Genomic DNA, 12,897 nt, shown 5'->3' on the forward strand with positions numbered 1-12,897 from the left:
GGGACAATGGCCCTGAGTCTAAAGAAAATCCTTTTAACAAAATAAATAGAAGCTAAATCTTTTTCAAATCGGAGAGAACATGAAACTTGCCATCATCTCGGCGTCACATCGAAAAATATCGCAGTCTGCAAAGGTCGCGGAATGGATGAAAGCCAGACTTCTTTTTTTTGGTCATCAGGTTTGGACGCTGGATCTTGGAAATCAGAAGCTCCCTGTTTGGGATGATTCCTTTTGGGACGGCGGTGCTGAATGGGATAAGATTTGGAAACCGATCGAATCGGAATTGGATCAAGCGGACGCGCTGGTCTTTGTAACCCCCGAGTATTCCGGGATGGCCTCGCCTGGGTTAAAAAATTTTCTTCTCTATTGCAGCAATAAGATTATAGGTCATAAGCCCGTTTTGATTGGCGCGGTTTCGGCGAGCCGAGGCGGCAGTTATCCAGTCGCCGAACTCAGGATGAGCAGTTATAAAAATACGAAGGTTTGTTATATACCGGAACATATCATCGTAAGAGACGCGGAAAAAGTTCTGAACGGACCTGACTCGGTGAGCCAGGAAGATTCTTATATCCGAGAAAGGATCGACTTTGCACTCAAAATTTTGGTGAGTTACGGCGAGGCGTTGAAGACGGTTCGCGCATCCGGACTTACCGTGAAAAAAGAATTTTCAAACGGAATGTGATTCTTCCGTTTTAGATTTTAGGCGAAGTCGAAACGACTTTTACCGGATATTCTAAGATTTTATTTACAACGAGCCAGGCCGACAACGGTAGAAGCACGTTGACAAACGCCGTGATCGGAATCAAAATCCAAGAGAACGCGGATCCCCATTCAAAAGGACTCCACGCGTGCATGAGATGGATGAGGATGGGATGTAAAAGAAAAATCCCCATGCTATTCTTTCCCACAAAGGTAAAAATTTGAATCAGAGTTTTATGTCTCTTTTCTACCCGTGCTTTTTCCGCCCAGAAAAATAAAACCAGAAACATTCCGAGCGGATAGAAGAGAAGATGATTGGAAGAATCGAACTTCCAGACAAATCCGGCTAAAAACAACGCCGAAAGATAAATCAAAATTCCGATCCAGAGAATCTTTTTCATGGAGTAGGGGAGGGGAGAGGATTTTTCTTCCGAGAGGGCCAAAAAATTCTTCGGTTGTTTAAACCACTTCCCAGCTAACATTCCGAAGGTGAAAAAGAATATAAATCCGGTGAACAAAATCGGTTCGATCGTTCGTATCGGCCCTTCGGAAAAAAGGAAAAAGATGTGATTGGAAACTAAATTGACCAACAAGCTCAAGAATAGAATCGAAAGGATCGCCTTTTTCGTGTTAAGTTTTGTTTGGATCTTTGAAAACAAAGGAAAGATCAAATAAAATGAAAAAAGAAGCGGAACAAAATAATACGGAGCACACCAGGTTCCGAGTAACAAACCGGAAAGAAAAGCCCCCAGATCCGGCAACGTTCCTAATTTCACATAAGCCGCGAGCAGACTTACGAAGAAATATGGAAGAATCAGTGAAAGGATCTTTGATTTCCAATAGTCTCTAAAGTTTGTGGATTTCAAAAAAATTCCCGACGAAAGGATAAAGGCCGGGACGCTGAATCTTGCAAGATTGGAAAGAGCCAGAGTCGCAATCGACGCGCTTTGATCGGGCCCAAAGTATTGAAAGTAAGAATTGACGTGGATAAAAACGATTCCAGTGATCGCGAGGCCTCTGATAAAATCGATGGATTCGCTTCTTCCGCTTTTAGACTCGTCTTTCTGCGGAGAAGAAATTAACATTTGAGACGAACGATTGGAAAAAAAGAAGAATGCGAATAGAAGAATCAGACCGAAGAGATCCATGAAAAGCTGAAGATGTGAATTCATAAAAGAGTGTACTTTTCCTGGGTAGAATTAATATTCATCTGTCAATATGCGATTTTTTGGTAAAGAATCTAATTTATTAGGTCGGTTTAAAAAATGAATAAGGTGCAGGTCCCTGCCGGCGGAATCATCTTTCGCGAAGGCGAACTGAATAACGCGATGTATGTGATTCTTAGCGGATCAGTCGAAGTTTATTTTACGCGTAAGAATGTGGTACAACGTCTTGCGATCATGAAAAAGGGAGACTTTTTCGGAGAGATGGCTCTTTTTCGTTCCTTGCCGAGAACCGCAACTGCCAAAGCCATTTTGGATTGCGAACTTGCGGTGATCGAAAGTAAACAACAACTGGAAAGATTCTTACTCAACAATCCGGATTTTTCCGCAAAGATGGTGCGTATTCTCGCGGATCGTCTTGCAAACACGAACGCGATTTTGATTTCTAAGTTGGACGAATACGCTTCGGGAGAATTGGAATTCGGAAATTCCGAAGCCTGATTATAACTCCGGGGAATGGATGAGGATTCGGTCTTTGCCGGATTTTTTTGCTTTGTAAAGAGCTGCGTCCGCGTTCTTAAAAAGATCGTTCGTATCTTTTCCGTCTTCTCCAAATCTACAGATTCCTCCTGAGACGGTAACCGCCAAACCGTACTGACTCATCGAAGCTTCTAAAAGATAATTACGAAAACGATTGGCGGCCACGAGCGCGTTTTCTTTCGGAGTTTCGGGCAAGATCACAGCGAATTCTTCTCCACCGATTCTGCAACAGATGTCTTCTTGTCGAAAGGAAAAAAGCATCGTACCCGCGATCAATCTTAGAATGTCGTCTCCAAATCCGTGTCCGTATGTGTCGTTGATGATCTTAAAATTATCAACATCCAAAATCAAAAGACAAAAATCTCTCTGATATCTTGAACTCCGATTGATCTCCTTATTAAGAATGATGTTGAAGTATCTTCGATTGTAGATTCCACTCGTTTCGTCGATGACCGTATTCAGAATAATCTCTTCAAAGGAATACAATTCCACGATCTTTGGATTTTCTATGATTCTATTTTTGCTGAAGATATAGTCGAGCATGGAGACGATGAAGTTTACGTTTCTTCCCAGAGAAGCGCTCATACTTTCTCCGTGTTTGTAAATCTCTTCCCAGAGTTCTCTTGCTTCGGGTTCTTGAATTTCGAGATGAGAAATGATTCTAAAAAACTCGGAATAGAAGAACGGATTGTTCACGGCGAGTTCCGCGATTCTTGTTTTGAATTCGGGCAAGCCGGATTCGTGATCGTGTAAAAGTGAGATGACTTTTGTCTTGAGATCGGGGCCTATGTTGCGGATGGCTTTGAGTTGTTCGTTCATCTTGATTAGTTCGAGCCTCGCCATTCCCGCCGTATTTTCCTGAGCCTCGAGAGTTTTTTCAGCTTCTAAAAGTTCGCTTTCACTGAGTTTGGAAATTCTTTCGTAAAGTTCTACGAGACTTTTGAGCCTGGTGATTTCGTCTTTCTGGTTCAGGTCCATACCTCACCCTTCTTTTTCGCATTTACCTCCGAAGAGGCGCTTTTTACAAATTTATTGCTTCAAGGTTTTTGAGGTAAACTAAATAAAGAGAGTCTTCTTCTAAATTAATGTTTGAAGCGAGTTATAAGATAACAGGAAGTTGTTTTTATGAAAAATGTTCTCATTACCGGAGCCAGTTCCGGAATCGGCAAAGAATTAGCCAGGATCTACGCGGAAGCGGGAGCTAACGTCGCTCTGACCGCGAGAAGAAAGGATTCTCTCAAAAAAATCGCGGATGATTTGAAGGCAAAGGGCGCGAAGGGAAAGATAGTGTTTGCTTCCTTGGACGTAGCCGACTACGAACAAAACTTCAAAGTGATTCCAAAACTTGTGAAAGAATTGGGCGGTCTGGATTTGATCATTCTCAACGCGGGAATTTCCACAAGCGCTTCGTTCGGTGGAAGAAGTTTTGAAGCGGATCGGAAGGTGATCGAAACCAATCTGATCGGCGCGATGGCCGGCGTGGAAGCCGTTCTTCCCGCATTTCAAAAACAAAAGTCAGGTCAGATCGTCGGAATTTCTTCTGTGGCTTCGTTTCGGGGACTTCCGGGTTCCGCGAGTTATTCTTCTTCGAAAGCCGGACTTTCCACGTATATGGAAGCTCTGAGAGGAGAAGTAAAACGTTATGGAATTCTTGTCACCGTGATCCATCCCGGTTTTATCGATACTCCGATCAACAATCAGATGAAGTCCCGTCCTTTCGTGATTCCAGTCGAGAAGGGTGCGCAAAAAATTTATAAAAGAATTGAAAACAAAGTTTTATCGGCTACAGTTCCTTGGTTCCCTTGGGCTTTCTTGGGTTATCTCATGAGAAGTTTACCAGAGTTTTTATGGTCGAAGATCAGTCTGAAATAAATTTACCTTTTGAAAAGTCAGCCTCACAAAACGGAAATCTGATTCGAGTTTTGTTTGTCTGTCTCGGAAATATCTGCCGTTCTCCCGCGGCGGAAGGCGCATTCTTAGATTTGGTACAGAAGAAGAATTTAGAATCCTCCTTTTTTGTGGATTCTTGCGGAACCTCCCGCTTTCATCTCGGTGAACTTCCCGATCCGAGAGCGAGACAGGCCGCTCGCAAAAGAGGAATCGAACTCACTCACAGAGCGCGTCAGTTTCGTAAGGAAGATTTTAAGGAATTCGATCATATTCTTGCGATGGATAAATCGAATCAGAAAGACGTTCTCTATCTTGCGTCCACGGACGAGGAACGAAAAAAAGTTCAGCTCTTTCGATTTTTTCAAAAGGATTCCAAGAAGGATTCGGAAGTTCCGGATCCGTTTTACGGAACTCTAAAGGACTTTGACGAAGTACAAAATATTGTCTCGGAAACCGCAGAAGACTTTCTGGAATTCCTCCTCTCTAAAAAACTGGATTTGAAAGCATAGTATCCGGGAGGAAAAAATCTCTCTATGAGTAAATCCGGAAAGAAGAAAGTAGTCATCATCGGCGCAGGGTTCGGCGGTCTTCAGGCCGTTAAAAAACTCTCTCAAAACTCGGACCTCGATATCACGGTCATCGACAAAAAAAATCATCACCTCTTTCAACCGCTTCTCTATCAAGTTGCAACTGCAGTTTTGAGTCCGGCGGACATTGCAATTCCGACTCGTTCTCTTGTCGGGGAAAGTAAAAACGTAACCGTCGTCCTCGGAGAAGCTACTAAGATAGACACCGCGAATAAAACGGTCTATTTTCAAAACACTTCAACAAATTATGATTATCTAATATTGTCGGCCGGCGCTCGGTCCAGCTATTTCGGAAACGATCAGTGGGCTCAACATACGATCGGCCTAAAAAATCTGAAGGACGCTCTAAAGATCCGTCATAAACTTTTGATTTCTTTTGAAAAGGCTGAACTTTCCGGAGATCCTGAAATCGCAAAATCTCTTTTGAACTACGTGATCATCGGAGGAGGTCCGACCGGTGTGGAACTCGCCGGTTCCATCGCGGAACTTTCTCATCAGATCATTCGGGACGAATTTCATTCTATCGACCCGGCGCTTTCCAAGATTACTTTGATCGAGGCGGCTCCGAGACTTCTGATGGCGTTTTCTCCTTCTCTCGGCGATTTTGCAAAACACAGATTGGAGAAGAGGGGAGTGGAAGTTCTCACCGGAACTAGGGTCGTAAACATCGATGAGAAAGGAGTGCACCTGGAGGGAAAGACGATTCATTCCGAAACCGTAATATGGGCCGCCGGAGTTCAAGCGAACGCGATCGCCGCTACGTTAGGCGCTCCTTTGGACCGTTCCGGAAGAGTGATGGTCGACGAGTTCTGCAATATAGAAGGACATCCGGAAGTGTTTGTCATCGGTGATATCGCCAATTATACAAAAGGTCTGGAACGTCCTCTCCCCGGGGTTTCTCCCGTTGCAATGCAGCAGGGAAGATACGTCGCCGCTCTGATCAAAAACGATCTGAAGAATAAAAAACGAAAAAGTTTTCATTATATCGACAAAGGCTCCATGGCGACGATCGGAAGGACGGACGCGGTTGCGGAAGTCGGCTTTTTAAAGATGAAAGGTTTTTTTGGATGGCTCGCTTGGCTTTTTGTTCACTTGTTCTATCAAGTCGGATTTAAGAATAAGATTACCATCTTGATTACTTGGGTTTGGTCTTATATCGCATTCAGCGCGGAGGCGAGAGTGATCCAGGACGAAGTCAGCGCGGATAAGGATTGATCCGAAAACGATCGCGCGCTTTTAATTCGAGAGCGCGCATCGATGTCGAATGGTTTTGCAATGAGAATCAAACTTTGGATCGGAATTCTTTTCGTGAGCGCTTGTTTTCTTTTTGCATTCTATTCTTTTTTGAAGAATGTGGAATATACTCCGAAAGACGCGATTCTTGTATCCGATCAGTTTCTCAGTCTGTTGATTTCCAAAAAGATCGAACAAGCCTACGCTCTTACCAATCAGAATTCCATCGTTGGAAGATCCTACGAAGGATTTCAAAAGAAGGTCGAGAAAGAATTGGGAAGCGCGGATTTTCACGACTGCAACCTCGCTGTCACGAGCTACCATCCTAGGCAATCCTACGGAAACAGACTTCGAAGATATTGGAGCCGAAGTCCGGTTGTGGTCGATCCGTTTCATATCGAATACGATCCTTGTAAGATTCCATTGAAAATTTCTCTGAAACTCAACGGAAACGGAGAATGGAAGGTCGTCAATTTTCAGACGCACGCAGAATAACATTTTGTACAACGACTTTTGATCCATCCGATAAGTCGCTGACAATGTCGCTTTACAATTTCGTTCGAGAATCGGAATCGATTCTCCTTTCAACTTGCAATTCCGGCGGAATCGCAATCGCATTCGGAAAGAATTCGGATCGCGAAAAAAAAATCAAAGTTCAGGGAATCGAATACGTTCCGCAGAATTTCAGACCGGTTTTTGTTTGCATAAAAGAAAAAACTTTTTGAGTGCTTTCGGAACCTAAGAGCGGTTTGTGCACGGTCACGAGGACTTCGTAACCTTTCGAGTTTCGGGATTTTTGATCGGATAAAATACAAGGCCGATTTTGGGTTTCCTGATTTGTCTCGTGACGATGAACGCTGTATCGGTTGGGATCTTTGAGAGCTTTTTTTGTCTCTTCATCAAAGACGTTTGAATGATTCTTTTGCAGAAATTGATTGATGGGTATAGAGGAAAGTTCGTTAGGGTCGGAGTAGTATCTTTTATACGCTGCGATCGGATTCAAATCCGTTAAGGATTCTTCTTCGCTGAGAAGGCAGTCCATGCAGTCGATTTGTTTTGTGGATAATTTTTTAAACTCAGTGTGGTCGTTTTGTTCCACCGAGTTTGCAAACGCGATCCAGGTCTTTTCCATTTCGGAATCCGACTCGGTCGTATCCGTAACAATCCCGATTTGATTTTTATCCTCCGAAGAATCGTCTTTACAAAACGTAAAGGAGAAGACTAAAAAGAATAGGGAAAAAGAAAGAATGGCTAACGTTCTATTTTGATACATGCTTTTGTTTTGTAAAACCCAATTCTATAACGTTTTTGGGGCATAACATTTGCGGGGATTCTTCTTAGTTTTTGCGAGTGGGTCTGATTGAAGAATCATTCTTACCGAAATCTTGAACGGAAACGTGGAACAAGCTCTTTCTTTTCAGGTTAGGCGTAACGGAATCTTATCTATTCTCGTTGAAAAAATCCTTGAACCCTTTCTTCTCACGGATAAATTGCTCTGAAATGAATCCCGATTATTGGAAAGGCAAGACCGTCGTTGTAACCGGAGGTTCTTCGGGGATCGGAGAAGCGATTCTTTCCGCGCTTTCCAAGATCGATTGTAAGCTCATCAATCTTTCCAGAACACAACCGGAACTCTTAAAACGCAAGGGCGCCTTTCCCGCCGAGTTATTACATATTCAGACGGACTTGAGTTCGGAAAGAGAAATCGATAAGGCGATCAAAAAAATCTCTAAAGAATACAGAGGCATCGACGTGCTTTTTGCAAACGCCGGAGTCACAACCCATTCCCGTTTTGACGGAACGAGAATCGAAACCTTTCGTAAAACCTTTGATATTAATTTTTTCGGTCCAATCTATCTCATCCAGAGATTACTTCCTCAGATCAAACTCAACGTGGGAACGGTGATCGCTACGTCAACCGTGAGCGGGCTTTATGGAATTCCCGGAAGGAGCGCTTATTCTTCTTCAAAGTCCGCGTTACACGCGGTTCTGGAAGCGGCGAGAATCGAACTCTCGGAGCAAGGAGTTTCATTTGTTATCTTTTGTCCTCCTTATACAAAAACAAAACTAAGAGCAAGCGGTTTGGACGGAGACGGAAACCCTCTGAACGAAGGTTATTACCCGAGCCGGAAAATTAAAACTCCCGAAGAAGTGGCTCTTAAAATGTTAAATGCTGTCGAAGATCCGGAATCCAGATTGGTGATCATGGACAGTTCCGGATTCTTCTTAAAATGGTTGCGTAATATTGCGCCCGCATTTTTAGAAAGAACTCTATTCAAAAAACTTTATAAAGATTTTCACTAGTAGGAAAGCATGGAAACGAGAAGTGTTGTAAAAGAATTTCAGTTCGACTATCCTCTGATGAGAGTGTGGAACGCTGTGACGGTCAACGAAGAGTTGATCCACTGGCTGGCCGATAAGGTAACCGGACGTCCGAAAGAAGGAGCTAACTTCGCTTGGACTTGGAAACTCGGAATGGAGGGAGACCTCACAACAAACGGGATTTATAAAAAGATAGTCCCTCTTAAAGAATTGATACTGCTCTGGCAGGATCATCCGGCCGGAGAGATCGAGTTAAAACTCGAGTTTCAATCTCTGAATGAGAATTCTTCGAAGCTCGTTGTAACGAATTCGGGCTATCCCGTGGGCGATAAGTATGACGTTTGGATCGAAGCAGCCTCTGAGGGATGGGAAGAAGAAGGAAAACATTTGAGAGAATACTTAAAAAAATCTTGAGCGGGCAAGGCCTCTAAAAAAGATGGTAAAAGGAACCTATAGGAAAGGTGATTTTACCTGTGGAACTACTCGATTTAGAAAGTTACTTTCAAACACTCACAGATCTCACTGATACCATAGCAGTCGTCAATTCTCCTTACGAATCAGACTTTGACCATGATATCGGACAGTTAGAGCAGTATTTCTCTGATATTGCTTCTAGACCCTGGGAAACTTCGGAAAGAGATTACTTTAATCTTTTTTGCAGTCACTTTACATTCCACGCAAAGATCGTGGAAGAAATCATTCATGAAGCAAGACGAGTGCTGATGCCTGAGAGAAGGATCTTCGTAAAGCGTCTCGTCGCTTATCATAAGCACGCGGGAGAATGGTTTGCGGAACTTCAGAAGAAACGCAAACAGTTCTCGCAGAAAGACATGGTAACTGCCTGATTTCATTTGACAGCTACCCGCTTCTCAAAGAATCTGAGCCGGTGTCTTTACCGGCTCTTTTCATATCAACACATTCGCCCGGGAGAATCTCTTGAAGTCCAAGCCTTTCCTCTGGTATCCAGTCCTACTCTTTTTCGCAATCTTTCTCTTTGATAAACTCTTCTTCCTCGACACGGTAAGAGATTACGTAAAACAAGAATTCACTTATATCTACTACGACGTAAAAAAAGAACTTCTAAAAGAGATCGTTTCCAAATACGGAACCAATGGAGAATACGAAAAGGATTCTTCCAAAAAGAAAAAGCTCATGGTTCTCATGGGATCTTCTCGGATGCTCTACTTTAAAAATTCCGATCTTGAGGCTTTTTATCCGGATTGGGATATCTACAATCTTTCCTCGGCGGTCACAACTCCCGCTTATTATCTCTACTTCTTGGAAGGACTCGCAAAAGGCGGGGTTAAACCGGATCTCGTCGTGATAGAAACCGATCCTTTTCAGTTTAATAAGAACAGCACTACATTCAAAAAATCGAATTTAGCAAACAGCTTTGATCCGGTCTTTATTCTTAAATATGCTTGGACCTTGGGTAAGGAAAACGTAAACTACTACTTCGGAAATTTTCTTTTCGGCGTGAGTTATAATAAACCTTATATCGGTAACGTCTTCAAACGTATGAAGAACGAGAACGCTGAAATCGCGGATATGCTCAAATCGATGACGATCGCGACTCTCAAAAACGACAAAGGAAATTCTATTTCTCCTGCCGGTGCTTTTGTCGAAAGAGATTTTGGCAAAATTCAAGAATCCGCTAAAAAGACTGTGGGATGGATTTATCCATCTTATGCGCCTTCGGCGATGCAATACGAGTTTTATCAAAAAATTCTTAACTTATTGAAAGAACAAAACTGGAGAGCCCTGTTTGTAAAACCGGGTTCTTCGATTCCGATGGAAAAAGTTTTAGACGAACTGAATATTCCCGGACCTTGGTTTGAGATCGTAAGACCGATGCACGAAAAGGCGAGGATTCCCCTCATCGATATGAGCAAGGATTCTTATTACGCTTGTAACACGTACGCGGACAGCGGTCATATTTCTTTGGATTGTTATCGTCCTTTCATTCGTTTTATTCTTCTCCACTATTACCTCGATCCAAAGTAATTTTTCGGAATTTCTTGACTTTTGGATTCGCTTCCTTAACGTTTGGGAGAAGTTTTTAAACTCATAAGGAACATCATGAAACTATTCTGTTTGTCTCTGCTCGCGGTTCTTGCCGTTTCCTGCTCTACAATTCCGGGCGTGGAAAATAAAGGCAAGGATCAGGAAATCCAAATCCTTCCGCCAAACATTCGTGTGGAAAAATACAAAGATACATTCAATATGAAAGCCGAAGGTCCGGTCGTCACGGATTGCAGCGGCAAACCTTGTACTCCGGAACAACTGGACGGTTTGAAGCCGGATCAGATCAAGAAGTTTAAGAAGAACGGAGCTTGGAAAGAATACCAAGAGAAGGAAGATTCCGCGACTAAGAAAAAAGTCAGCGTTCTGATCCGCACCGGAGAATATAAAGACGATAAGAGAGAAGGTTCTTGGAAAACTTTGTATGAAACCGGAGAAGTGCTTCGCGATACTCCTTACGTTGCGGGTTTGAAAGAAGGCGAAGAGAAAAAACTCAAAAGAGACGGAGTGCAAACTGAAAGCACTCTTTATAAGGCCGATAAGAAGAACGGTCCTTACTGGAAGAAAAACAACGAAGGCCTGATGGACGAAGAGGGCGCTTACAAGGACGATCAGAAAGACGGGGTCTGGACCGAATACTATGCGGAACCGGGACAAAACGGCGCGAAGAAAAAAGTTTCCACTTACTCCATCGGTATCAAACAAGGTCCTGAAACTTCTTATCATAAGGACGGAAGTACGGTTCAGAGCGAAGGATCCTACAAGGACGATTTGAAAACCGGAATCTGGAAAACCTATTATGACAACGCTTCCATTCAGATGGAAGGCGGTTATAAACCGAAACCGGCGCCGGCGGATGAAAAGGAAAAAGATCCGAAAGAAAAGAAAGCGCTTCGTTCCGGTTACTGGAAAGAATATTATAAAAATGGAAATGTCTTTGCGGAAGGCCAGAGAGAACACACTCGTAAGGGAGTTTGGAAATTCAACTGGAGCAACGGAAATCCGGCTTACAAAGGCGAGATGATGAACGAGTTTATGATGTCCTCTGCGGAAGCTTACAACAAAGAAGGACAATTGATTGGAAAGGGGAAACTTCAGTTTTCGATCATGAACATAGACGAGGCGACTAACGAGCTCAAGGCGAGTTACAGACCCGACATTCCTTTTACGTATTATAAGAATGGTACAAAACAATTCGAGATCCTGAGCGAGTCCAAGGCGATCGAATACGATGAAAGCGGAGCGAAACTCGGAGAAGGTCCGATCATGCCGGGAACAAACAAGAAGAACGGTTGTTGGTCGGTGAGTTCCGGTAAGACGTATTACATCAACGGGAACGAAAATAAAAAGATGGGTGAGATGCAGGGTTGTAAATAGAGTCCATTTCTTTTTTACTCTGTATTTGTTGTTCCGACAAACGGGTTCCATCGAAAAAAGCTTGAAGCGGATTTGAAGTTCGTCTTCGGGTGAAATTTCGGTGGACTTTTTCGAAACGGTTTACGTGCGACTTTATCCGTCTCGTCGGAAGAACGTGTCGGTTTTCAAAAATCGAAAAAAATACGATCTAAGAATCAAAAAAGCAGAGGGTGAACTTCTGCTTTTTTGTTTTCAGACGTGAATGCTTTTTCGAATTCTCCGATAATATCGTATGAGCACTGAAACCAATTCTCGTTCTTTTTGGAAACGGGACCTTACGATTTTTATTCCCACCGCCATTCTATTTTTTGTTTTAGGTTTTTTCTTGAGAACCTGCGGATCGGGAATGCATCGATCTGCAAAGGTAACTTACAACGGTTCTTTTACCCAAGGCACTCTTGTTTTTTTAGATCAGAATACGGTAAAGTTAGAGGACCCGGATCAAGAGATCGCAATGGAGATGGTCGAAAAGATCGAATTCTTTCCCGAAGAAAATCCTACGACGTCCGCTGAACTTTCTGCGAACGATAAACTCTTTGTGGGAACTTATCAACTTACTGTCGGTCCTCACAAAGGGGTTCTTCAACTTTTCGGGGGTAAGAATGGTCGCCTCTATGGGAATTTAAAATTCTCCAATTGGGGAAAGGGAAAATGGGAACCGGTAGGAGCTCCTTTTATAAAAGGAAATCAGATTCAATTTGTAAGATCCTGCTCGGGAATAAAATGTTCGGAGATAGGAAGCAACGTTCCTTTTTCCCAGAAATACATTGGAGTTTTGGAAGGGCGTTCGATCTCGGGAACTTATCGTGGAAACAATAGCTCCGGGAACTGGGAAGCGAAGAAATAAGTTGAACCCTGTCGTAGTTCCGACGGATCTTCCGTAAAACGGTCGCGGCCCCACCCTGATTGGGTGGAGGAGGAGAGGCGGCGGGAAAGAATCGGGAAATTTTTCTCTATCACAAAATATCCAATCTCGCAAGGAAGTTTTTTCTAAGATTCCTTGTCGGAACTCCGACAGAACCGAA

Annotated in this window: 15 protein-coding genes; 12 read left to right on the plus strand and 3 right to left on the minus strand. The window is 43.2% G+C overall.

Features of this window, described 5'->3' with window-relative positions; all coding sequences use genetic code 11:
- The first annotated feature begins 79 nt into the window (after positions 1-79).
- Positions 80-682 carry an NADPH-dependent FMN reductase gene (locus A0128_RS19440; protein WP_069609438.1) on the plus strand — a complete coding sequence of 201 codons (603 nt, stop codon included), beginning with the start codon at positions 80-82 and terminating at the stop codon, positions 680-682.
- Between the two features lie 10 nt (positions 683-692).
- Here the strand turns inward: A0128_RS19440 and A0128_RS19445 are convergent, their stop codons facing one another.
- Entirely contained in the window at positions 693-1,871 is a 1,179-nt protein-coding gene (locus A0128_RS19445) for an acyltransferase (protein ID WP_069609439.1), read from the minus strand.
- A gap of 93 nt (positions 1,872-1,964) precedes the next feature.
- Between A0128_RS19445 and A0128_RS19450 the strand changes: the two genes are divergently transcribed.
- Positions 1,965-2,363, plus strand: a complete 399-nt coding sequence (locus A0128_RS19450) for a cyclic nucleotide-binding domain-containing protein (RefSeq protein ID WP_069609440.1) — start codon at positions 1,965-1,967, stop codon at positions 2,361-2,363.
- Here A0128_RS19450 and A0128_RS19455 read toward each other — a convergent pair whose 3' ends face one another.
- A complete protein-coding gene (locus A0128_RS19455) occupies positions 2,364-3,380 on the minus strand; it encodes a GGDEF domain-containing protein (RefSeq protein ID WP_069609441.1) in 1,017 nt (338 codons plus the stop codon). It abuts the gene before it with no gap.
- Positions 3,381-3,527: 147 nt separating this feature from the next.
- Here A0128_RS19455 and A0128_RS19460 point away from each other — a divergent pair, with 147 nt between their 5' ends.
- From A0128_RS19460 to A0128_RS19475, 4 genes are read left to right on the plus strand one after another with little or no spacing between them, the layout of a single operon-like run.
- Entirely contained in the window at positions 3,528-4,274 is a 747-nt protein-coding gene (locus tag A0128_RS19460) for an SDR family oxidoreductase (RefSeq protein WP_069609442.1), read from the plus strand.
- Positions 4,250-4,801, plus strand: a complete 552-nt coding sequence (locus A0128_RS19465) for a low molecular weight protein-tyrosine-phosphatase (protein ID WP_069609443.1) — start codon at positions 4,250-4,252, stop codon at positions 4,799-4,801. The genes A0128_RS19460 and A0128_RS19465 overlap by 25 nt, the downstream gene beginning before the upstream one ends.
- A 24-nt stretch (positions 4,802-4,825) precedes the next feature.
- Entirely contained in the window at positions 4,826-6,094 is a 1,269-nt protein-coding gene (locus A0128_RS19470) for an NAD(P)/FAD-dependent oxidoreductase (RefSeq protein WP_069609444.1), read from the plus strand.
- A gap of 60 nt (positions 6,095-6,154) precedes the next feature.
- Positions 6,155-6,607: a sugar:proton symporter gene (locus tag A0128_RS19475; RefSeq protein WP_069609835.1), complete on the plus strand. Its 453-nt coding sequence runs from the start codon at positions 6,155-6,157 to the stop codon at positions 6,605-6,607.
- A gap of 160 nt (positions 6,608-6,767) precedes the next feature.
- Here A0128_RS19475 and A0128_RS19480 read toward each other — a convergent pair whose 3' ends face one another.
- The gene (locus A0128_RS19480) at positions 6,768-7,385 is read right to left on the minus strand and encodes a hypothetical protein (RefSeq protein WP_069609445.1); all 618 of its coding nucleotides are present in this window, start codon (positions 7,383-7,385) and stop codon (positions 6,768-6,770) included.
- A gap of 227 nt (positions 7,386-7,612) precedes the next feature.
- Here A0128_RS19480 and A0128_RS19485 point away from each other — a divergent pair, with 227 nt between their 5' ends.
- From A0128_RS19485 to A0128_RS19510, 6 genes are all read left to right on the plus strand, one after another.
- Entirely contained in the window at positions 7,613-8,416 is an 804-nt protein-coding gene (locus tag A0128_RS19485; RefSeq protein ID WP_069609446.1) for an SDR family NAD(P)-dependent oxidoreductase, read from the plus strand.
- Between the two features lie 9 nt (positions 8,417-8,425).
- Positions 8,426-8,848: an SRPBCC family protein gene (locus tag A0128_RS19490; protein ID WP_069609447.1), complete on the plus strand. Its 423-nt coding sequence runs from the start codon at positions 8,426-8,428 to the stop codon at positions 8,846-8,848.
- A gap of 59 nt (positions 8,849-8,907) precedes the next feature.
- Positions 8,908-9,279, plus strand: a complete 372-nt coding sequence (locus A0128_RS19495) for a hypothetical protein (RefSeq protein ID WP_069609836.1) — start codon at positions 8,908-8,910, stop codon at positions 9,277-9,279.
- 91 nt (positions 9,280-9,370) lie between these two features.
- Positions 9,371-10,438, plus strand: a complete 1,068-nt coding sequence (locus tag A0128_RS19500; RefSeq protein WP_069609448.1) for a DUF1574 domain-containing protein — start codon at positions 9,371-9,373, stop codon at positions 10,436-10,438.
- A 75-nt stretch (positions 10,439-10,513) separates the two neighbouring features.
- Positions 10,514-11,833 (plus strand): LIC20035 family adhesin, encoded by a 1,320-nt coding sequence (locus tag A0128_RS19505; RefSeq protein ID WP_069609837.1) that lies wholly within the window; start codon positions 10,514-10,516, stop codon positions 11,831-11,833.
- 271 nt (positions 11,834-12,104) lie between these two features.
- On the plus strand, positions 12,105-12,719 hold the full coding sequence (locus tag A0128_RS19510) for an LIC20036 family protein (RefSeq protein ID WP_069609449.1): 615 nt from the start codon (positions 12,105-12,107) through the stop codon (positions 12,717-12,719).
- Positions 12,720-12,897: the final 178 nt, after the last annotated feature.

Origin of the sequence: Leptospira tipperaryensis, assembly GCF_001729245.1 — a bacterium.
In the GTDB taxonomy this organism is placed as follows: Bacteria; Spirochaetota; Leptospiria; order Leptospirales; family Leptospiraceae; genus Leptospira; species Leptospira tipperaryensis.